Origin of the sequence: uncultured Aquabacterium sp. (genome assembly GCF_947366995.1) — a bacterium.
In the GTDB taxonomy this organism is placed as follows: domain Bacteria; phylum Pseudomonadota; class Gammaproteobacteria; order Burkholderiales; family Burkholderiaceae_C; genus Aquabacterium.
This window is the reverse complement of the sequence record NZ_CANBCC010000030.1, coordinates 22,010-43,705: the sequence shown is the minus strand read 5'-3', so window position 1 is coordinate 43,705 and position 21,696 is coordinate 22,010. Positions and strand designations below refer to the sequence as shown.

Annotated in this window: 19 protein-coding genes; 8 read left to right on the top strand and 11 right to left on the bottom strand. The window is 66.1% G+C overall.

All coding sequences use genetic code 11. The features are described 5' to 3' along the window. Positions 1–1,618 (bottom strand): acetate--CoA ligase (gene acs / locus Q0Z44_RS09910; protein WP_298012119.1); only part of this gene is annotated, 1,618 nt, incomplete at its 3' end. A 164-nt stretch (positions 1,619–1,782) separates the two neighbouring features. Here acs and Q0Z44_RS09905 point away from each other — a divergent pair. The 3 genes from Q0Z44_RS09905 (at position 1,783) to Q0Z44_RS09895 (ending at position 5,173) form a co-directional block, all read left to right on the top strand. Next, positions 1,783–2,379, top strand: a complete 597-nt coding sequence (locus tag Q0Z44_RS09905; RefSeq protein WP_298012116.1) for a TIGR00645 family protein — start codon at positions 1,783–1,785, stop codon at positions 2,377–2,379. 97 nt (positions 2,380–2,476) lie between these two features. Further along, complete coding sequence (locus tag Q0Z44_RS09900; protein WP_298012114.1) at positions 2,477–4,003, top strand: fumarate hydratase; 1,527 nt, start codon at positions 2,477–2,479, stop codon at positions 4,001–4,003. 111 nt (positions 4,004–4,114) lie between these two features. Beyond that, positions 4,115–5,173, top strand: coding sequence for an MBL fold metallo-hydrolase (locus tag Q0Z44_RS09895; RefSeq protein ID WP_298012112.1), 1,059 nt, complete (start codon positions 4,115–4,117; stop codon positions 5,171–5,173). A 28-nt stretch (positions 5,174–5,201) separates the two neighbouring features. Here Q0Z44_RS09895 and Q0Z44_RS09890 read toward each other — a convergent pair whose 3' ends face one another. The 7 genes from Q0Z44_RS09890 to glp form a co-directional block, all read right to left on the bottom strand. Next, positions 5,202–5,753 carry a PEP-CTERM sorting domain-containing protein gene (locus Q0Z44_RS09890; RefSeq protein WP_298012110.1) on the bottom strand — a complete coding sequence of 184 codons (552 nt, stop codon included), beginning with the start codon at positions 5,751–5,753 and terminating at the stop codon, positions 5,202–5,204. 20 nt (positions 5,754–5,773) lie between these two features. Beyond that, entirely contained in the window at positions 5,774–6,430 is a 657-nt protein-coding gene (locus Q0Z44_RS09885) for a type IV pili methyl-accepting chemotaxis transducer N-terminal domain-containing protein (RefSeq protein WP_298012108.1), read from the bottom strand. 133 nt (positions 6,431–6,563) lie between these two features. Then, complete coding sequence (gene clpB / locus Q0Z44_RS09880; RefSeq protein ID WP_298012105.1) at positions 6,564–9,158, bottom strand: ATP-dependent chaperone ClpB; 2,595 nt, start codon at positions 9,156–9,158, stop codon at positions 6,564–6,566. Between the two features lie 120 nt (positions 9,159–9,278). Then, positions 9,279–10,451: a diguanylate cyclase gene (locus tag Q0Z44_RS09875; protein ID WP_298012102.1), complete on the bottom strand. Its 1,173-nt coding sequence runs from the start codon at positions 10,449–10,451 to the stop codon at positions 9,279–9,281. Between the two features lie 3 nt (positions 10,452–10,454). Then, positions 10,455–10,838 (bottom strand): CrcB family protein, encoded by a 384-nt coding sequence (locus Q0Z44_RS09870; protein WP_298012100.1) that lies wholly within the window; start codon positions 10,836–10,838, stop codon positions 10,455–10,457. Beyond that, complete coding sequence (locus Q0Z44_RS09865) at positions 10,835–11,383, bottom strand: molybdenum cofactor biosynthesis protein MoaE (RefSeq protein WP_298012098.1); 549 nt, start codon at positions 11,381–11,383, stop codon at positions 10,835–10,837. Before Q0Z44_RS09865 ends, Q0Z44_RS09870 begins: the two co-directional genes overlap by 4 nt. A gap of 84 nt (positions 11,384–11,467) precedes the next feature. After that, positions 11,468–12,748, bottom strand: coding sequence for a gephyrin-like molybdotransferase Glp (glp, locus tag Q0Z44_RS09860; protein WP_298012095.1), 1,281 nt, complete (start codon positions 12,746–12,748; stop codon positions 11,468–11,470). A 145-nt stretch (positions 12,749–12,893) separates the two neighbouring features. On the opposite strand from glp, the gene Q0Z44_RS09855 reads away from it, so the two are divergent. After that, complete coding sequence (locus Q0Z44_RS09855; protein WP_298012092.1) at positions 12,894–13,562, top strand: DUF542 domain-containing protein; 669 nt, start codon at positions 12,894–12,896, stop codon at positions 13,560–13,562. A gap of 64 nt (positions 13,563–13,626) precedes the next feature. Here the strand turns inward: Q0Z44_RS09855 and thrC are convergent, their stop codons facing one another. From thrC to Q0Z44_RS09840, 3 genes are all read right to left on the bottom strand, one after another. Further along, the gene (gene thrC / locus Q0Z44_RS09850) at positions 13,627–15,048 is read right to left on the bottom strand and encodes a threonine synthase (RefSeq protein ID WP_298012090.1); all 1,422 of its coding nucleotides are present in this window, start codon (positions 15,046–15,048) and stop codon (positions 13,627–13,629) included. Continuing rightward, a complete protein-coding gene (locus Q0Z44_RS09845) occupies positions 15,045–16,367 on the bottom strand; it encodes a homoserine dehydrogenase (protein WP_298012121.1) in 1,323 nt (440 codons plus the stop codon). The genes thrC and Q0Z44_RS09845 overlap by 4 nt, the downstream gene beginning before the upstream one ends. Positions 16,368–16,455: 88 nt before the next feature. After that, positions 16,456–17,679 carry a pyridoxal phosphate-dependent aminotransferase gene (locus tag Q0Z44_RS09840; RefSeq protein WP_294637204.1) on the bottom strand — a complete coding sequence of 408 codons (1,224 nt, stop codon included), beginning with the start codon at positions 17,677–17,679 and terminating at the stop codon, positions 16,456–16,458. A 189-nt stretch (positions 17,680–17,868) separates the two neighbouring features. Here Q0Z44_RS09840 and Q0Z44_RS09835 point away from each other — a divergent pair, with 189 nt between their 5' ends. The 4 genes from Q0Z44_RS09835 (at position 17,869) to Q0Z44_RS09820 (ending at position 21,616) form a co-directional block, all read left to right on the top strand. Then, a complete protein-coding gene (locus Q0Z44_RS09835; RefSeq protein WP_298012088.1) occupies positions 17,869–18,243 on the top strand; it encodes an Mth938-like domain-containing protein in 375 nt (124 codons plus the stop codon). A gap of 131 nt (positions 18,244–18,374) precedes the next feature. Continuing rightward, the gene (locus Q0Z44_RS09830; RefSeq protein WP_109036964.1) at positions 18,375–18,854 is read left to right on the top strand and encodes a peroxiredoxin; all 480 of its coding nucleotides are present in this window, start codon (positions 18,375–18,377) and stop codon (positions 18,852–18,854) included. Between the two features lie 369 nt (positions 18,855–19,223). Further along, on the top strand, positions 19,224–20,996 hold the full coding sequence (locus Q0Z44_RS09825) for a PhoH family protein (RefSeq protein ID WP_298012085.1): 1,773 nt from the start codon (positions 19,224–19,226) through the stop codon (positions 20,994–20,996). Positions 20,997–21,100: 104 nt separating this feature from the next. Continuing rightward, positions 21,101–21,616: a GNAT family N-acetyltransferase gene (locus Q0Z44_RS09820; protein ID WP_298012082.1), complete on the top strand. Its 516-nt coding sequence runs from the start codon at positions 21,101–21,103 to the stop codon at positions 21,614–21,616. Positions 21,617–21,696 lie beyond the last annotated feature (80 nt).

Below are 21,696 nucleotides of genomic sequence, written 5' to 3'. Positions count from 1 at the left end.
TCGTGCCCATGCGGTGGCCCGACACGTTCAGCACGTCGTCGATGCGGCCCGTGATCGTGAAGTAACCGGTTTCCGCGTCGCGGATCGCGCCGTCGCCAGCCAGGTAGTACTTGCCACCGAAATCGGCCGGGTAGTAGCTCTTCTTGAAACGCTCGGAATCGCCCCAGATGTTGCGGATCATCGAAGGCCACGGCTTGCGAACAACCAGCACACCGCCCTGCCCCCACGGCACTTCCTTGCCGGTTTCGTCGACCACCGCAGCGTCGATGCCGGGGAACGGCAGCGTGCACGATCCGGGAGCCAGGTCATGGGCGCCAGGCAGCGGCGTGATCATGTGGCCGCCGGTTTCGGTCTGCCAGAAGGTGTCGACGATCGGGCACTTGCCGCCGCCGATTTCGCGGTGGTACCACTCCCAGGCGGCCGGGTTGATCGGCTCACCTACGGTGCCGAGCAGGCGCAGGCTGCTGAGATCGAACTGCTTGGGGTGCACTTCCGGGTTCGATTCAGCAGCCTTGATCAGCGCACGGATGGCGGTAGGGGCCGTGTAGAAGATCGAGACCTTGTGTGCCTCGATCATGCGCCAGAAGCGGGCCGAATCCGGGTAGGTGGGCACGCCTTCGAAGACGACCTGAGTGCCGCCGCACGACAGCGGGCCGTAGGCCACGTAGCTGTGTCCGGTCACCCAGCCGATGTCGGCCGTGCACCAGAAGACGTCGTCAGGGCGGAGGTCGAAGGTCCACTGCGTGGTCAGCGTGGCATGCAGCAGGTAGCCGCCGGTGCTGTGCTGGACGCCCTTGGGCTTGCCGGTCGAACCGGAGGTGTACAGCAGGAACAGCGGGTGCTCGGCGCCCACCCACTCCGGCGGGCACACGTCGGAAGCCTGCGCGGTCAGCTCGTCGAGCCAGGCGTCGCGGCCGGCCATCATGGGCACATCGCCGCCAGTGCGGCGCACCACGAGCACCTGCTTGACGCTGTCGCAGCCACCCAGAGTGAACGCCTCGTCGACGATGGTCTTCAGGGGCAGGCTCTTGCCGCCACGCTTCTGTTCGTCGGCGGTGATGACCAGCACAGCGCCAGCGTCCTCGATCCGGTCGCGCAGCGACTGAGCCGAGAAACCACCGAACACCACCGAGTGCGTGGCGCCGATACGGGCACAAGCCTGCATGGCCACCACGCCGTCCACCGACATCGGGAGATACAGGACGACGCGGTCACCCTTTTTCACGCCCTGCGCCTTCAGCACGTTGGCCAGGCGGGAAACGCGGGACAGCAGTTCCTTGTAGGTGACTTTGGAGACGACGCCGTCGTCTGACTCGAAAATGATCGCGACCTTATCGCCCAGGCCGGCTTCAACGTGGCGATCCAGGCAGTTGTAGGAGGCGTTCAGTTCACCGTCTTCGAACCATTTGAAGAAAGGCGCCTGGCTTTCATCGAGGGTTTTCGTAAACGGTTTGTGCCAGTTCAGCAACTCGCGGGCGTGGTTCGCCCAATAACCGCTGTAATCCGCCTCGGCTGCGGCCACAAGTTGATCGTAGGCTGCGCGGCTGCCGACGCGGGCCTTGCTGGCAAACGCTTCCGGAACGGGATAGAGGCTGGGGGTGGTGCTTGTGCCAGTCATGAGATGGGCTCCTGGGGTACCTGCGCCACAAGGGCGCTGAGTCATTGAATCAATTGCCGGGACTTGCCATACCATGGCGCAGGACAAGCCCTGGCTTTCCCTAAACCATGCGCCTCTCCCTACAATTTGTTGCTCCGTAGTATCCCTGCTCCAAAGTGACACAGATGCCCAAACCCCCCGCTGCCGTACCGACGACGCTCGGTTTCGTCCCCCGCCTGATCTTCGCCAGCCGCTGGCTCCAGATGCCGCTTTACCTGGGCCTGATCCTCGCCCAGGCGGTCTATGTCTTCCACTTCTGGGTCGAGCTCGTGCACCTCGTCGAGGCCGCGCTGGGCCAGCCTGAAGCGCTTCGAGCCATCTTCGAAGCCTCGGGCCAGAAGGCCGGCGCGGCCCCCACCCACCTCACCGAGACGACGATCATGCTCGTCGTCCTCGGGCTCATCGACGTGGTGATGATCTCCAACCTGCTGATCATGGTGATCGTGGGTGGCTACGAGACCTTCGTCTCGCGCATGAACCTTGAGGGCCACCCGGATCAGCCCGAGTGGCTGGATCACGTGAATGCCTCGGTGCTGAAGGTGAAGCTCGCCACGGCCATCATCGGCATCAGCTCCATTCACCTGCTCAAGACCTTCATCAACGCCGAGAACTACTCGGAGAAGGTCCTGATCGCCCAGACGGTGATCCACGTGGCCTTCCTGTTCTCGGCCATGGCGATTGCCTACACCGACCGTCTGCTGCACCCGCCAGCCCACCACTGAGCCGAAGTGCGCACACCTGCCCGACCGATCGGTGCCCATCCTTGGCACAATGTCGGGCTCCACCCCATCCGTCCATCTGCCCCAAGAAGGCCCTGCCATGACGACCATTCGCCACGACGACCTCGTTGAAAGCGTCGCTGCCGCCCTGCAGTACATCTCGTACTACCACCCTGCCGACTACATCGCTCACCTGGCCCGCGCCTATGAGCGCGAGGAAAGCCCGGCGGCCAAGGACGCGATCGCGCAGATCCTGACGAACTCGCGCATGTGCGCCGAGGGCAAGCGCCCGATCTGCCAGGACACCGGCATCGTCAACGTCTTCCTGAAGATCGGGATGGGCGTGAAGTGGGAAGGTTTCGGCAACCGCAGCATTCAGGACGCCGTCGATGAAGGCGTGCGCCGTGGCTACAACAACCCTGACAACAAGCTGCGTGCCTCGGTGCTGAGCGACCCGATCTTCGAGCGCAAGAACACCAAGGACAACACCCCGGCCGTGGTGTTCATGGAGCTGGTGCCGGGCGACAAGGTCGACGTGACCGTGGCCGCCAAGGGCGGTGGCTCGGAGAACAAGTCCAAGGTCTACATGCTCAACCCGTCCGACAACATCGTCGACTGGGTGCTGAAGACCGTGCCGACGATGGGCGCCGGCTGGTGCCCGCCGGGCATGCTGGGCATCGGCGTCGGTGGTACGGCCGAGAAGGCTGCGCTGCTGGCGAAAGAGTCGCTGATGGACGACATCGACATGTACGAGCTGCTGCAGCGCGGTCCGCAGAACAAGCTGGAAGAGCTGCGCATCGAGCTGTACGAGAAGGTCAATGCCCTGGGCATCGGCGCGCAAGGCCTGGGTGGCCTGACCACGGTGCTCGACGTCAAGATCAAGACCTACCCGACGCACGCGGCCTCCAAGCCCATCGCCATGATCCCGAACTGCGCGGCCACCCGCCACGCCCACTTCGTGATGGACGGCTCAGGCCCGGTCTACCTGGATCCGCCGAGCCTGGATCTGTGGCCGAACGTGCACTGGGCGCCTGACTACAACAAGAGCAAGCGCGTCGACCTGAACACGCTGACGCCGGCCGAAGTGGCCAGCTGGAAGCCGGGCGACACCCTGCTGCTCAACGGCAAGATGCTGACCGGCCGCGACGCCGCGCACAAGCGCATCCAGGACATGCTGGCCAAGGGCGAGAAGCTGCCGGTGGACTTCACCAACCGCGTGATCTACTACGTGGGCCCGGTCGACCCGGTGCGCGACGAAGTGGTCGGCCCCGCAGGCCCCACCACCGCCACCCGCATGGACAAGTTCACCGACATGATGCTGGAGCAGACCGGCCTGATTGCCATGGTGGGCAAAGCCGAGCGCGGCCCCACCGCCATCGAGTCGATCAAGAAGCACAAGTCAGCCTACCTGATGGCCGTGGGCGGCTCGGCCTACCTCGTGTCCAAGGCGATCAAGGCCGCCAAGGTGGTCGGCTTTGAAGACCTGGGCATGGAAGCGATCTACGAGTTCGACGTGGTCGACATGCCGGTGACGGTGGCCGTCGATGCCGGCGGCACCAGTGCCCACATCGAGGGCCCGAAGGTCTGGCAGGCCAAGATCGGCAAGATCCCGGTCAGCGTCGCCTGATTGCCGGGCGACAGCGCCCCCCCTCACCAGCCCCGACGCCCCCGCGGCCTCGGGGCTTTTTCGTGGCTGGGCCGGGTACGCCGTGGGCGCAGTACGCTAGCCTTTCGGACCATGAAGAACCCGCATTACAACCCGGCGAAGCGACATCACCGACCGAACGGGTTCCAGAACAACCACGCTTCCTTTCGCGGCAAGCGCTGGCACGAAGTGCTGCGCTGGCGATGGCAGGCGTGGCGGGCCGGCTTGCCAAAGCCGCTGCAAGAACCCATTCCCGTGGTGGCCCCGGAACTGGCATTCATCCACGGCAATGCCCGGGCAGGCCTGGAAATGCAGCCCGCCGCGACATGGATCGGGCACATCACCGTGCTGCTGCAGATCGGCGGCCTCAACATCCTGACGGACCCGGTGTTTTCTGAGCGCTGTTTTCCAGTGCAGTGGGCGGGCCCGCGCCGACACACGCCCCCCGGACTCACACTCGCACAGTTACCGCACATCGACCTTGTGCTGCTGTCTCACAACCACTATGACCACCTCGACGAGGGCTCGATGCGGGCGCTGGCGCAGCAGCCAGGAGGCGCGCCACTGGTGATCTGCCCGCTGGCGCACCGGCACTGGCTGAACCGTTGGGGGCTGCACCGCGTGGTGGAACTGGACTGGTGGGATCGCCATGTGGTCGAGGCGTCTGCGCGCAACCACCGCGTGCCGGTGGTGCTGACGCCCGCGCAGCACTGGTCAGCCCGCACCACGAGGGACGCGCTGCGCAGCCTGTGGGGCGGGTTTGCGGTGCTGTCGCCGGACTGTCACCTGTTCTTTGCGGGCGACACGGCCTACTCAAGGGACTTCGTGGACATACGCCAGCACTTTGCGCGCGAACACACACCGGAGCAAGGCGGCGGTTTTGATCTGGCGCTGTTGCCCATTGGCGCCTATGAACCGCGCTGGTTCATGAAGGACCAGCACGTGAACCCGAAGGAATCGGTGCAGATCTTCGAGGACCTGGCATGCAAGCGCGCCCTGGCCGTGCACTGGGGTACGTTCCAGTTGACCGACGAGGCGCTGGACGAGCCGCCTCGGGCGCTGGCGGCCGCCCTGCACGCCGCAGGCCTGCCTGCCGAGGCATTTCGGGTGATGGCCGTGGGGCAGACGTGGCGACTGCCGCCGCGGCCGTGATGCGGCCGATCGCCGCAATCGCTGGCGCTCAGTCCTGGCGACGGCGACGGAGGTTCAGCGAACCGACCGTCAGCGCGCCGGCAGCCAGCAGGCCCCAGGTGCCCGGCTCGGGCACTGCAGGCAGCGGTGCGCCGAGAGATGCCGCCGGCGCGAACGGCGTGGAAGCGGAGCCACTGGTGCTGACGTTCAGCGAAAACGAGGCGGTCACATTGCTGCTCGAGGTGTTCATGAACACCGCAACGAAGGAGCGGCTGTCGCTGTTCGATTGCTCGAAGGCGGGGCGCACAACGCTCTCGTACACCGGCTGGCAGTAGTACCGGTAGTAATTGCAGTCGTAGCCATAACCGTAGACGTCACGGTAGCCCGCGAAGACCGACTCGGTATACGAGCCGCGCGCGGTGGCGCTGACCGACACGCTGTCGCTGTAGTTGTACGACACCGAGCCCAGCGCCCCACCATTGCTGTAGCTCAGGGACATCGAAGCCGACGCGCTGGCCGACTCGGTGCTATTGCACCAGTAGTAGCTGCAGGCCTGCGGGTTCAGTGCTTCGGCAAACACGCTGGCATCGGCACGGATCACCAGGATGGACTGGGGGCCCCTCAGCCCAGCAGAGTCACAGCACGTGCAAGACGGTCCATCTCGTCCGTCAGGGCCTCCATTCGTCCCGCCAGTTCCTGCCAATTTCCCGACGGCGACGCTCGCGATGCAGAACGAGTGTCGTACAGCAACTGCCGGGCTTCGTGCGCCAGTGTTCGCACAGTGGCGCCCAACTGATCCCGCTGTTGCTCCTGGTTGCGCGCCAGTCTCTGGGCCTCCTGCTCGAAGGCCTGGGTAACGAGGTTGAACAGACTCAGTACGGAACTGGCCGTCTCCACCAGCCCAGCCTGCACGGCGGGCTCCAAAGGCACGCCCTGACGCAGACTGCGGAGGATCTGTTCGGCCAGCCCGACGAAAGACTGGATGCGCTGCCGCGCCTGGGTGGGGCCATCGAAGACCAGCCGAAGGTGCTCGCTGAACAGGCCCGGAAACCCGTCGCCCCCTTCCACCAGGCGGCGCTGGCTGGTCGCCAGCTGCTGCAAGACCTCCTCGCCAGCTTGAATGGCGTCGGCCTGGCCCTGCCCGGCCAGCACGATGAAGAGTGTCAGCCGCTGCGAGAGCATCCGCTGTCGACCCGAGAGGTTGATGAGGCGTGACAGCACATCGGCGCCGGGCTGAGCCAGTGCCGAACCGGTTGGCAAGGAAGAGGACGGGACCATGTCGCAAGCATACGGGCAGACGCAAGCGCAGCGCCCCTCGGGCTCAATGCGGTGGTGCTGGAGACAAACCGATCACACAAAACGTCAAGAGGCCGCCCGAAGGCGGCCTCCGGTTGATCACGAGACGGGCCCGTTAGTGGACCGTGCGCGCGAAACTGAACTCGCCCGTGCTGTCCACGTCCACCGGGATGACGTCCTTCGGACCGAACTGGCCCTTCAGGATCAGCTTGGCCACCGGGTTCTCGATACGCTGCTGGATCGCCCGCTTGAGCGGCCGCGCACCGAACACCGGATCGAAGCCCACCTTGGCCAGTTCGACCAAGGCTGCCTGGCTGACTTCAAGCTTCATGTCCATCTGCGCGATGCGCCCTTCCAGGCCCTTGAGCTGGATCTTGGCGATCGATTCGATGTGCGCCTGGTCGAGCGCGTGGAACACCACAACCTCGTCGATGCGGTTGAGGAACTCGGGGCGGAAGTGCTGCTTGACCTCGACCCACACCGCGTCCTTGATGTCCTCGGCGGGCTGACCGGCCATCTGCATGATGTGGTGCGAGCCCAGGTTCGAGGTCATCACGATGACGGTGTTCTTGAAGTCGACGGTGCGGCCCTGGCCATCGGTCAGGCGGCCGTCGTCCAGCACCTGAAGCAGCACGTTGAAGACGTCCGGGTGGGCCTTCTCGACCTCATCGAGCAGCACCACGCTGTAGGGCTTGCGGCGCACGGCCTCGGTCAGCGTGCCGCCCTCTTCGTAACCCACATAACCCGGAGGCGCGCCGATGAGGCGGCTGACCGAGTGCTTCTCCATGAACTCGCTCATGTCGATGCGGATGAGGTGGTCTTCGCTGTCGAACAGGAAGCCGGCCAGCGCCTTGCACAGCTCGGTCTTGCCGACGCCGGTGGGGCCGAGGAACAGGAAGGAGCCGTATGGGCGGTTCGGGTCAGACAGACCAGCACGCGAGCGGCGGATGGCGTCGGAGACCGCGACGATGGCCTCGTCCTGACCCACCACGCGCTCGTGCAGCTTGTCCTCCATCGCCAGCAGCTTGTCGCGCTCCCCCTGCATCAGCTTGGACACCGGAATGCCGGTGGCACGTGCCACGACCTCGGCAATCTCTTCGGCCCCCACCTGGGTACGCAGCAGCTGTGGACGCTCGCCCGCCTTGCCCTTGGCGGATTCCTTTTCCTGCGCATCCTTCAGGCGCTTCTCCAACTCAGGCAGCTTGCCATACTGCAGCTCGGCCACCTTGTTGAAATCGCCCTTGCGCTTGAACTCCTCGATCTGAAAGCGGATCTTGTCGATCTCTTCCTTGACCGTTGCCGAACCCTGCGCCTGGGCCTTCTCGGCCTTCCAGACGTCTTCCAGGTCAGCGTATTCCTTCTGCAGGCGGGTGATCTCTTCGTTGATCAGCTCGAAGCGCTTCTGAGAGGCCTCGTCGCGCTCGCGCTTGACGGCTTCGCGCTCGATCTTGAGCTGGATGAGGCGGCGGTCGAGGCGGTCGAGCGCCTCGGGCTTGGAGTCGATCTCGATCTTGATCTTGGCGGCGGCCTCGTCGATCAGGTCGATGGCCTTGTCGGGCAGGAAGCGGTCGGTGATGTAGCGGTTGGACAGCTCGGCCGCGGCCACGATGGCCGGGTCGGTGATCTCGACGCCGTGGTGCACCTCGTACTTCTCCTGCAGGCCGCGCAGGATGGCGATGGTGGCCTCGACGGTGGGTTCGCCCACGAGGATCTTCTGGAAGCGGCGCTCGAGCGCGGCGTCCTTCTCGATGTACTTGCGGTATTCGTCGAGCGTGGTCGCGCCGATGCAGTGCAGCTCGCCGCGCGCCAGGGCGGGCTTGAGCATGTTGCCGGCGTCCATCGCGCCATCGGCCTTGCCCGCACCGACCATGGTGTGGATCTCGTCGATGAACATGATGGTCTGGCCCTCGTCCTTGGCCACCTCCTTGAGCACACCCTTCAGGCGTTCCTCGAAGTCACCGCGGTACTTGGCACCGGCCAGCAGCAGGGCCATGTCGAGCACCAGCACGCGCTTGTTCTTGAGCGAATCGGGCACCTCGCCGGCCACGATGCGCTGGGCCAGGCCTTCGACGATGGCGGTCTTGCCCACGCCGGGCTCCCCGATGAGCACGGGGTTGTTCTTGGAGCGGCGCTGCAGCACCTGGATGGCGCGGCGGATTTCTTCGTCGCGGCCGATGACCGGGTCGAGCTTGCCCTGCCGCGCGCGCTCGGTCAGGTCCAGCGTGTACTTCTTCAGCGCTTCGCGCTGGCCTTCGGCTTCAGGGTTGTCCACTTTCTGGTCTCCACGGACGGCCTTGACGGCGGTCTCGAGCGATTTGCGGGTGAGACCGTGGTCGCGCGCCAGCACGGCGGTGTCGCCCTTGTGGTCGGTCAGCGCCAGCAGGAACATCTCGCTGGCGATGTAGGGGTCGCCGGCCTTGTGCGCTTCCTTCTCGGCGCCCTGCAGCAGGCTGACGGTGTCGCGGCCGGCCTGAACCTGGTCGGCGCCCTGCACCTGTGGCAGCTTGTCGATCTGCTTTTCGAGTGCGGCCGCCAGGGGCTGCACTTTCACACCGGCGCGTTCGAGCAGGGCCTTGGGGCCCTCTTCCTGGCGCAGCATGGCGAGCAGGATGTGGGCCGGCTCGATGTAGGGGTTGTCTCGGGTGACGGCCAGGCTCTGGGCCTCCGTCAGCGCTTCCTGAAATTTGGTGGTGAGTTTGTCGAGTCGCATGGGTACTCCTGGGGCACCGGGCATCGGTGCCGATGCGTCCAAGAGTGTGGGCAGACACGCCGCATTTCAAGCCCCCTGCTGCGCCGACCGGCCTTCGAGAGTGCCGCAACTTGACGTCGGTCAAGCGGGTGGCGGCAGACAGACGACCCGGTTGCGGCCCAGCCGCTTGGCCTCGTACAGGCTGGCGTCGGCTCGGGCCAGGCCCTCGTCGAGCGACTCGCCGCGGCCGTGGTAGGCCACCCCGATGCTGACAGTGACGCTCACCGACACGCCGCGGGCCTTGCACGGTGTGCCCTCGACGACCCGGCGCAGCCGCTCGGCCACGCGCAACGCCTCGCTTTCCAGCTTCACCGGCAGCAGCACGGTGAACTCCTCCCCACCGTAACGGGCCAGCAAGGCGTCCTCCCGCAGATGGTCGCGCAACACCTGGGCCAAGTGGCGCAGCACCTCGTCACCGAGCAGGTGCCCGTGCAGGTCGTTGATGGCCTTGAAATGATCGACATCGATCATCAGCACCGCCGTGGCGCGAGGTGGCTTGAGTTGCAAGGCCAGCATGCGTTCACCCAGTTCGCGCAGGCCGCGCCGCGACAAGGTTCCCGTCAGGTCGTCGGACAGGGCCCGCGCACGAAGCTGGGCACTGAGCCGCTCGTTGACGATGGCAAAGACGACCGCGGCCACCACCAGCGGCAGGATGGCGATGGCCAGGCCCGACCACGGCAGCAGCCACGCGGGCGCATGCAGCCAGTGCGCGGGATAAGGCCCCGGCACGGTGAGGGCATGGTTGAGCACCACCACCCAGTTCAGCGCAAAACCGGCAGCCACGCCAAGCAACGACATTTCGGCACCACTCACCCTCGGACTGCGCAGGATCAGCCAACCTTGCTCGACAGCCAGGCCCACGCTGAGGACCGTGAACACCCAGCCGATCGTCAGCACGAAGTGTCGGTCGCCCGCCCACGCGCCGGCCCAGAGGACCGCTCCGGTGATGAGCGTCAGCACCGTCCCCGCGACGGGGGAAGTGCGGCGCCCGTTGAGTTGCCGGAAGGCCCAGGCCAGCAAGGCCACCCCCATGCCCACGAAACCGATGCCGAGTTGCAGGTAGCTTGCGCGCGCGGCGTCCGGCATCAGGGGCAGACCCGCCAGCGTGCCCAGGCAGGCGAACGCCCAGCGGTAGAGGTTCAGGGCCTGCCGTATGCGCGGCTGGTCGGTCCGGACGAGCGAAACAAGCCCGAAGCCCACCAGCGCCCCGGCGCCCGCCGCAACGTAGCTGGTGTAGACATCAATCGCGCCCATGGCTCAGGCCCACCAGTGGCGCGCCAGCCGCGCGCCCACGAAGGCGCAGCCCAGTGCGCCCAGCACGTGCGCGGCCGTGTGCGCCATGGCGACCTCCGGCCGCCCCTTCTCGATCAGCGCCAGCGACTCGGCCGAGAAGCTGGAGAACGTCGTCAGCCCGCCGAGCCCACCAGTCACGATCAGCAGCCGCAGTGTTTCATTCGACACGCGCCCAAAGAACACGAACGCCAGGCCGGCCAGAAAGCCACCGACTAGGTTGACGAACAGCGTGCCCAGCGGAAAGCCCGCCCACAGTGGGTTCAGCCACAGCGCAGCAAGCCAGCGCAGCCAGGCCCCCACCACCGCGCCACCGGCGACCGCCAAGGCTTGCCAGGCATAAAAGCTCATGCAGGGTCTCCGTGTGCGTCGGAGCCAGACCAGCGCGCCGCCGCAGCGTCGTCGCTGGCACGGGCTTCCACCCAACGGCTGCCCTGCGCCGAGATTTCCTTCTTCCAGAACGGGGCCCGCGTCTTCAGCCAGTCCATCAGGAAGGCGCAGCAGGCAAAGGCGTCGCCGCGGTGCGCGGAACTCACCGCCACCAGCACGATCTGGTCGCCCAGCGCCAGTGGCCCCACGCGGTGGATGACCCGCACGCCCCTCACGTCAAACCGCGCGCGGGCGCTGACAATCAACTCGGCGATGCTGCGTTCCGTCATGCCGGGATAGTGCTCGAGCGACATGACGGGCTGCGAGGTGGCCTCGTGAGGGGCGGCAGAAGGTGTTGCGTCGCCAGACTCATGCACCCATTCGCGTACCGTGCCGACAAAGCTCGCCACGGCGCCCACGCCCAGGTCTCCCGCGCGCAGGCGGGCCACCTCGGTGCTGAGGTCGAAGTCATCGGTGCCGACGGTGACGCAGGACAGCATGTCCTGCCAGGTGGTTGGCGTGGACATGGGCTTACCTTGTGGTAATCAGAGAAAGAAAGGCGAACGAAACTTCTGTGCGCATGGTGGCATCTTCGCAGAACAGCGTGCCGATCAACCCTGGCGGCTCGCCATCGCGGGCTGCAACAGCTCGGCCAAGGGTAGCCACGGCACCGGGTCCCCCGGCAGCACGGTCTGGCCCGGCGCCAGGTCGACCAGGCCATCCGCCCACGCTGCCGAACTCAACACGCCGGAGCCCTGGTGCGGGTGCAGCACGGGCCGCCCATCGTCGCCCAGCCGGGCGCGCAAGAACTCGCGGCGCTTGTCGGCCTTCGGCCAGGCAAAACCGGCCGGCAGCATCAGCGGTCGAGGCAGGTGCCACCCCTCACCGGCCAGGCGGCTCAGCACCGGTCGCACGAGCAACAGAAAGGTCACATAGCTGGCCACGGGGTTGCCCGGCAGCCCCATGTACAGCGCGTGGGTGCCATCAGCCCGGCGCAGCCGGCCAAACACGAAAGGTTTGCCCGGCTTGATTGCCAGGGCCCAGAACGCGAGCTCGCCCTCGGCCTGCACCGCCGCCCGCAGGTGGTCCTCCTCGCCCACGGACACGCCACCGCTGGTGATGATCAGGTCATGGGTGGCCGCTGCCGCACGCAGCGCCGCACGCGTGGCGTCCAGCTGATCGGGCACGATGCCCAGGTCGCTCACCACGGCCCCGCATCCCTGCGCCAGGCCCATCAAGGTGTGCCGGTTGCTGTTGTAAATGGCGCCTGGCGGCAGCGGCTCGCCGGGCATCACGAGTTCGTTGCCCGTCGTTAGCACCCCGAGACGCGGGCGGGCAAACACCGGAAGGCGGGCCGCGCCGACCGAGGCCGCCACGCCGAGGCCCGCAGCGGTGAGCCGCTGCCCCGCCGACAGCACGGTCTGCCCGCACCCGATGTCCTCGCCACGGCGCCGGATGTTCTGCCCCGCCTGCACGGGCTGGGTGAAGCGCACGGCTCCCTCGCCGGCCGGCTCGGTGTGCTCCTGCATCACCACGGCACCCGTTCCCGCGGGCACCGGTGCCCCGGTGAAGATGCGCGCGGTCTGCCCGGGCGCGAGCGTGACGCCCACCTGCCCAGCGGCAATCCGCTGCGCCACGGCCAGCACGCCGCCCGGCTGCGCCAGGGCCGTCAGGTCCGCCGCATGCACTGCATAGCCATCCATGGCGCTGTTGTCGAGCGGGGGCACATCGACCGTCGAGGTCAGGTCCTGGGCCAGCACCCGTCCCAGGGCGTCCACGCTGGCCACCGACTCGGGCTTCAGCACGCAGGCGCTCAGGTGTGTCTGCACCGCGGCCTGCAGGCGCGACCACGCGTCGTCGAGCGGAGTGAGGGGTTGGAAGGCAGCTGGCACGGAGATCCTCGGCACAAAGTGGACGCGGCGTGATTGTGGCGCAGCACATGCCCCTCAGACGGCAACCCGGACTTGCGCCGCATCAAAACCCTGCGGCCCGTGCGCGCCGACCATCGGTGCATTCCTGTTGAACCGTGAGGACACCATGCATGACGCTGACCTGGCCCTGGGCACCCTGGCCCGCGCCATTCCGGGTGCGACCCGGGTTTTTCATCTGCACAACCTTGATTTCTGCACTGAAGCCGACCAGACGTTGCGGGCTGCGGCGCAGGCGAGAGGCCTCGACCTTGCCGTGATCGAAGCCGAACTGGAAGCCATCAAACAGGCCGCTCGCACGCAGGTGAACTGGGCGAGGGCCAGCACGCCAGCCCTGGTGGAGCACCTGCTCGAGCGCTACCACGGGCACCACCGCGTCCAGCTACCGGAATTGATGCGTCTGGCCCGACATGTGGAGGCCGCGCATGCCGACCACCCGGCCTGCCCACGCGGCCTGGTTTCAGTGCTCGACGGGCTGGGCACCGCGCTCGCGCAGCACATGCAGCTGGAAGAGGAGAGCCTGTTCCCGCTGCTCGCCGATGGAGAAGCACAGCAAGCGCAGGCCGCCATGGGCGCCATGCAGAAGGTGCACGAAGGCCACGCCGCCGCCCTGGCGCAACTTGATCGGCTCACGCATGGCTTCACGCCGCCCGACGACGGATCGCCCGAATGGCGAACGCTCTGCGCCGCGCTGCGCCGGTTCAAGGAAGACCTCATGGAACACATCTACCTGGAGCGCAACGTGCTGTTCGAGCGCGCCCGAAGGCTGGCGAGCTGAGTCCCGTCTTCCCCATGAAAAAAGCCTGCACGGAGGCAGGCTTTCGAGGAGCGACAGACCAGCCTCAGTCCTGGCAGTGCTGGACGATGTAGTCCTTGACCGCCTGCGTGCTCTTGGGCACCACCACGAAGCGCTTGGGCAGGTCTTCGAGGCCGTCGAGGCCCTGGATCCAGCTCGGGCGCTCGGGCTGACGGCCCGTGGCTTCCACGATGGTTTCGGCGAACTTGGCCGGCAAGGCCGTCTCCAGCACCAGCATCGGCACGCCAGCCGAGACGTGCTCACGCGCCACCTTCAGGCCATCGGCCGTGTGGGTGTCGATCATGATGCCGAAGCGCTCGAAGGTGTCCTTGATGGTGGCAAGGCGGTTGGCGTGCGTGCTGGTGCCGGACACGAAGCCGTACCCCGGCACACGGGCGAACTCTTCCGCCGTGAGCGTGAACACCCCGCGCTGCTCGACCTCGTCCTTGAACAGGGCCTTCACGCGGGCGCCGTCGCGGCCCAGCAGGTCGAACACGAATCGCTCGAAGTTCGAGGCCTTGGAGATGTCCATCGAGGGCGACGAGGTCTCGTACGTTTCGGACGAGCCACGCACGCGGTAGGTGCCGGTGCGGAAGAACTCGTCGAGCACGTTGTTCTCGTTCGTGGCCACCACGAGCTTCTCGACGGGCAGGCCCATCATGCGCGCGACATGGCCGGCGCAGACGTTGCCGAAGTTGCCCGAAGGCACCGTGAAGCTGACCTTCTCGGCATTCGATTTGGTGGCGTAGAAGTAGCCGGCGAAGTAGTACACGACCTGGGCCAGCAGGCGGGCCCAGTTGATCGAGTTGACCGTGCCGATCTTGTACTTGCGCTTGAACTCGAGGTCGTTCGAGACCGCCTTGACAATGTCCTGCGCGTCGTCGAACACGCCTTCCACCGCCAGGTTGTGGATGTTCGGGTCCTGCAGGCTGAACATCTGGGCCTGCTGGAAGGGGCTCATGCGGCCGTTGGGGCTCAGCATGAACACGCGCACGCCCTTCTTGCCGCGCATGGCGTATTCGGCCGCGCTGCCAGTGTCGCCCGAGGTCGCGCCCAGGATGTTGAGCTGCTCGCCACGGCGCCCCAGTTCGTATTCGAACAGGTTGCCCAGCAGCTGCATGGCCATGTCCTTGAAGGCCAGCGTCGGGCCGTTGGACAAGGCTTCGAGCGCCAGACCGGGCTCAAGCGGCTTGAGCGGCGTGATCTCGTCAAACCCGTACACCGCCTTGGTGTAGGTCTTGGCCGTCAGGGCCTTCAGGTCGGCCGCCGGGATGTCGTCGATGTAGAGCGACAGGATCTCAAAGGCCAGCTCGGCATACGACAGGCCGCGCCACTTCGAAAGCAGCGCGTCGTCGACCTTCGGGTAGGCCACCGGCAGGTACAGGCCGCCGTCCGGAGCCAGGCCTTCCAGCAGGATCTCCGAGAAGCCGCGCTGCGTCTGGTCACCGCGGGTGCTGATGTATTTCATGCCAACTCTTCCTTGCGCAGCTTGACGATCGGGGCGAGCACGGTCGGCAGGGCCTGCATCGCAGCCAGCGCGGTGTTCATCGCGCCTTCCTTGGTGTCGTGCGTGAGGATGATGAGGTCGGTCTGGTTGCCGCCCTCGCCGCTCACTTCATCGGCCTCGCGCTGCAGCACCGCGTCGATGCTGATGCCCTGCTCGGCCAGGATGCTCGTGATGCGGGCCAGCACGCCGGTCTGGTCGGCCACGCGCAGGCGCAGGTAGAACGAGGTGACCACCTGCTCGATCGGCAGGATGGGCAGGCTGGACAGCGCATCGGGCTGGAAGGCCAGCGCCGGCACGCGCGAGGCAGCGGGCGCCTGAACCTGACGGGCGATGTCGACCAGGTCGGCCACCACGGCCGAGGCGGTCGGCTCGGAGCCGGCACCCTTGCCGTAGTACATGGTGGTGCCCACGGCATCGCCCTGCACCATCACGGCGTTCATGGCGCCTTCCACATTGGCGATCAGGCGGCGCATCGGCACCAGCGTCGGGTGGGTGCGCAGCTCGATGCCCTCAGCCTGGCGGCGGGCGATGCCCAGCAGCTTGATGCGATAGCCCAGCTGCTCGGCGTACTTGATGTCGGTGGCCGACAGCTTGGTGATGCCTTCCACATGGGCCTTGTCGAACTGCACCGGCACGCCGAAGGCGATGGCGCTCATGATCGTGGCCTTGTGGGCGGCGTCCACGCCTTCGATGTCGAAGGTCGGGTCGGCTTCGGCGTAGCCCAGACGCTGGGCTTCTTTCAGCACCACGTCGAAGTCCAGGCCCTTGTCACGCATCTCGGACAGGATGAAGTTCGTGGTGCCGTTGATGATGCCGGCCACCCACTGGATCTGGTTGGCCGTCAGGCCTTCGCGCAGCGCCTTGATGATGGGGATGCCACCGGCCACGGCGGCCTCGAAGGCCACCATCACGCCCTTTTCACGGGCAGCGGCGAAGATCTCGGTGCCATGCACGGCCAGCAGCGCCTTGTTGGCGGTGACCACATGCTTGCCGGCCGCAATGGCTTCCAGCACCAGCGCCTTGGCGATGCCGTAGCCACCGATCAGCTCGACCACCACGTCCACGTCCGGGTTCGCGATCACTTCGCGGGCGTCGGCCACCACCTTGGCGGCGTCACCGACGACGGCCTTGGCGCGCTCGGTGTTCAGGTCGGCCACCATGGTGATCTCGATGCCCCGGCCGGCACGACGGCGGATTTCTTCCTGGTTGCGCTGCAGCACGGTGAAGGTGCCACCGCCGACGGTGCCGATGCCCAGCAGGCCGACTCGCACGGGACGCAGTTGTTCTTGGCTCATGTCGTTCTCTTCTCTCGCTGCGCGCTGCCTCGTGGGCGGCGCGGGTGGGTACAAAGGGGTAAGGGGTGCGGCCTCAGGCGTAGCGCTTGCGGTAACCATCCAGGAAGCGCGCGATGCGGCCCACGGCATCGGTCAGGTCGTCGCTGTTGGGCAGGAAGACCAGGCGGAAGTGGTCCGGGTGGGCCCAGTTGAACCCGGTGCCCTGCACGATCAGCACCTTCTCTTCGGCCAGCAACTCGTAGGCGAACTGCTGGTCGTCGGCAATGGGGTACATCTTGGGGTCGAGCCGCGGGAACATGTAGAGCGCACCCTTGGGTTTGACCACGCTCACGCCCGGGATCTGGGTCAGCAGGTCATAGGCCAGATCGCGCTGCTTGCACAGCCGGCCGCCGGGCGCCACCAGGTCCTTGATGCTCTGGTAGCCCCCCAATGCGGTCTGGATGGCCAGCTGGCCCGGCGTGTTGGCGCACAGGCGCATCGAGGCCAGCATGTTCAGGCCCTCGATGTAGTCGCGGGCATGGCGCTTCTCGCCGGACACCACCATCCAGCCGGCACGGTAGCCGCAAGAGCGGTAGTTCTTGCTCAGGCCGTTGAAGGTCAGGAACAGCACGTCGTCGGCCAGCGAGGCCATCGAGGTGTGCACGGCGCCGTCGTACAGCGTCTTGTCATAGATCTCGTCGGCCATCACGATGAGCTGGTGCTCGCGCGCGACCTGGATGATCTCTTTCAGCAGGCTCTCAGGGTAGAGGGCGCCCGTGGGGTTGTTCGGGTTGATGACGACGATGGCCTTGGTCTTGGGCGTGATCTTGGCGCGGATGTCGGCGATGTCGGGGTACCAGTCCGACTGCTCGTCGCACAGGTAGTGCACCGGACGGCCGCCCGACAGCGACACGGCCGCGGTGTAGAGCGGGTAATCGGGCGCCGGCAGCAGCACCTCGTCGTCTTCATTCAGCAGCGCATTGAGCGCCATCACGATGAGCTCGGAGGCGCCGTTGCCCAGGTAGACGTCGTCGACCGTGACGCCCTTGATGCCCTTTTCCTGACAGTAGTGCACCACCGACTTGCGCGGCGCGAACAGGCCCTTGCTGTCGGTGTAGCCCGCGGCGCCCGACAGGTTGCGGATCATGTCCTGCACGATCTCGTCGGGCGGCTCCAGCCCGAACACGGCCAGATTGCCGATGTTGAGCTTGATGATCTTGTGCCCGTCTTCTTCCATCTGGCGCGCCTTGTCCAGCACGGGCCCACGGATGTCGTAGCAGACGTTGGCAAGCTTGCTGGATTTGGCGATCGGCTTCAAAACAGGCTCCGTGGGAGTGCGTGGGGGCTCAGCGGGGTCTCTCCCTGCCGGACGCGGCCGCAAAAGCGGCAAGTCGACACAGACCGCGCTCAAGTCGCGGCTTTTTCAGGGAAAGCTACAATTTAACCACACCCTCTCCCGGCCGGCGCAGCCCGTGCGGCCGCCGTGCACCAACCTGCCCACCCGTTCATGAAACTGCATGCCGACCGCGCCGAGGGCGTCAACGTCATCCATGCCTGCGAACCCGGTTCTGTGTCCGTCAATGGCGTGGCCTACACGCACAGCATCCTCATTCCACCCACCGGGCCCGTGCAGCCCTGGGAGCCGGCCGTACTGGCCGACCTGACGGAAGCGCACTTCGGCCCACTGGTGGCGGCACGCCCCGAAGTGATCGTCTTCGGGTCGGGCACCACGCTTCGTTTTCCCCCGCCCGCGGTGCTGCGTGAACTGATGGGCGCGCGCATCGGGGTGGAGTCCATGGACACGGCCGCTGCCTGCCGCACGTTCAACATCCTGGTCGGCGAAGGTCGTCAGGCGTGGGCGGCCCTGCTGATCGGGCACTGAAGCGGCGTCTTTGCGCCTTAGCGACCCGAGCCTGATCCTCCCTCAGGGGGATCCGGCCACACCTCGGGGAGTGTCGGCAGAAGCACTTTATAATCTGAGGCTATTCAATCAGGCTGCTGATTCACTACAACATGACACCCGCCCTGAACAAACCGTTGCCGGAATTCGAAGCAGTTGCCACTGGGGGCGTGAAATTCACTCCCCAGGGTTACATCGGTCAGACTGTGGTGCTGTACTTCTACCCGAAGGACCACACCCCTGGCTGCACCACCGAAGCCATGCAGTTCCGCGACAAGCACAAGGAATTCGTGAAGGCCGGGGCCGTGGTGTTCGGCGTTTCACGCGACAACCTTGCCTCGCATGACAAGTTCAAGTCCAACCTTGAACTGCCGTACGAGCTGATTGCCGACACCGAAGAGAAGCTTTGCCACATGTTCGGCGTGGTGAAGAACAAGATCATGTACGGCAAGAAGGTCAAGGGCATCGAGCGCTCCACTTTCCTGATCGGGCCGGACGGCGTGCTGCGCGAAGAATGGCGCGGCATCAAAGTGGCGGGCCACGTGGACGACGTCCTGAAAGCCGTCCAGAGCCTGAAGCAAGAAGCCGCTTGAACCGTATCTGTGGTGTGCACGCCAGACCTTCCGGTAAAGAAGCGTAAACAAGGCGGATCACCATCTCAGTAAGGGCGCCTCCGGGCGCCTTTTGTTTTGCCCGCCCGCAGCTGACCAGCATGACACGTTTGTGACCTGTTGGGGGCGGCTGTCACGCGGCCGCCACGCCCCGGGCCTCCGCCCGGGATGCTGCGCTGGCGAGCAGGCACGGTGTGTGCATAATCAATCGCATGCCCCTGCGCATTGACTGTTTCCCCGCCGACGTCCGACCTGCCTGGCATCGCCCCTGCGATCATCAGGTCGACCCGAACGAGGCCGCACACCGCCGTGTGCGGCCTTTTTGTTTGTCCCAACCCGACGGACTTCACCATGCCTCTGCCCAAGCCGCCCACCAAACGCGCTGACATGCTGACCGAGGAGGACTACGCCTCGCAGCCCAAACCGGCCAAGGCAAGCCGCTCAAAAGCCGGCACCCGCAACACCGACGCGGCGCCCCCTGCCCTGCCCGAGGTCGCGGCGCCCGCCGCCCCGGTGCTGGAGTTGGTCAAGCCGCAAGGCCACGCCGCCCGCAATCCGGCGCCGGCCCCGCAGCGCCCGCCCATCGTGGCGGCGCCCCGCACGGCCCCGATCGTGGCCGACAAGGTCGATGCGCCGGCTGCACCCACGCCCGAACCATCCAGCGCCAGCAAGGCACGCGCGGCCACCACCACCGGGGGCAGCCGCCGCCGCAAGGTGGACGACGGCCCGGCCAAGCTGTTCGTGCTGGACACGAACGTGCTGCTGCACGACCCGATGTCGCTCTTCCGCTTTGAAGAGCACGACATCTACCTGCCCATGATCACGCTGGAGGAGTTGGACGGGCACAAGAAGGGCATGACCGAGGTGGCACGAAACGCCCGCCAGGTCAGCCGCGACTTGGACGGGCTTGCCGCCGACATGAGCAACCGCCAGCAGGTGGCCCCCGATTCGGGCATCGCACTCGCCAAGACCGGCCATGTCGAAGCCAAGGGCAAGCTGTACTTCCAGACCACCGGCATGGCCATCGAGCTGCCCATGGGTCTGCCACAGGGCAAGGCCGACAACCAGATCCTGGGGGTCGTACAGGCGCTGCGCAACGAGCACCCGGGCCGCGATGTGGTGCTGGTGTCGAAAGACATCAACATGCGCATCAAGGCCCGCGCGCTGGGCCTGCCTGCTGAAGACTATTTCAACGACAAGACGCTGGAAGACGGCGACCTGCTCTACACCGGCGTGCTGCCGCTGCCCGGCGATTTCTGGGAGCGCCACGCCAAAGGCATGGAAAGCTGGCAGCAGGGCGGCATCACCTACTACCGGATCACCGGGCCCATGGTGCCGTCGTTGCTGATCAACCAATTCGTGTACTACGAGAGCCCGGGCGCCGCGCCTTGGTACGGCAAGGTCAGCGAGATCACCGGCAAGTCGGCCGTGCTGCGCACGCTGAAGGACTACACGAACCAGAAGCATTCGGTGTGGGGCGTGTCGGCACGCAACCGCGAGCAGAACTTCGCGCTGAACCTGCTGATGGACCCGGACTGCGACTTCGTGACGCTGACGGGCTCAGCCGGCACCGGCAAGACGTTGATGACGCTGGCCTCGGCACTCAGCCAGGTGCTCGATGAGCGACGCTACACCGAGATCATCGTCACCCGCGTGACGGTGCCGGTGGGCGAGGACATCGGCTTCCTGCCGGGTACGGAAGAGGAAAAGATGTCGCCGTGGATGGGCGCGCTGGACGACAACCTGGAAGTGCTGGCCCGCGGCGACAGCAGTGCCGGCGAGTGGGGCCGCGCGGCCACCAACGAACTGGTGCGCAGCAAGATCAAGATCAAGAGCATGAACTTCATGCGGGGTCGCACCTTCCTGAACAAGTTCCTGATCATCGACGAGGCGCAGAACCTCACGCCCAAACAGATGAAGACGCTGATCACGCGGGCCGGTCCGGGCACCAAGATCGTCTGCCTGGGCAACCTGGCGCAGATCGACACACCCTACCTCACCGAGGGGTCGTCCGGCCTGACCTACGCGGTCGACAAGTTCAAGGGCTGGCCGCACAGCGGGCACGTGACCCTCGCACGGGGCGAGCGTTCGCGCCTGGCGGACTTCGCTTCGGAAGTGCTCTGAAGCACGATCGGCACCACGCCATACAGAAAGCCGAGGCAACGTCCTCGGCTTTTTTTTCATCTTCGACGGACAAGCCGGAGCGGTTTTCCCTAGGATACGTGCCTGTGTCTGCCTTGCCCCCGCCCACCATCCGCCCCCTGCTGCATGCCGACCTGCCCGGCGTGCTCGATATCCAGGCCGCCTGCTACGGCGAAGGCTTCGTCGAGCCGATGGACGCCTTTGCCAACAAGCTGGGCCAGGCGCCCGACACGTGCTGGGGGGTGGATCATCGCGGCCAGCTGAGGGCCTATCTTTTCTGCCTACCCGTCACGCCGCACGCCCTGCCGGCGTTGCACGCGACTGCCTGGCAACGGCCCGCGCAGCCTCGCTGGCTGTATCTGCACGACATGGCCGTGCACCCCGAAGCCCGCGCGCTCGGGCTGGCCAGCCGCCTTCTGGACACGGCGCGGCAACAGGCCCAGGCAATGGGCTGCGACGCCATGGTGCTGGTGGCCGTGCAAGGCTCGGTGCATTACTGGGCGCGGCATGGCTTCTCGGTGGTACAGCCCGCGGGCCCGCTTGCCGACAAGCTCCGCAGCTTCGGCGACGAGGCGTGTTTCATGCAGCAGAACCTGCGTTGAACGGCGCCCATCGCATGGCTGGACGGTGTTTTCGCGCGGCTTGCGGTGTATCAAATCAGTCGATTGATTGATTGCACGGG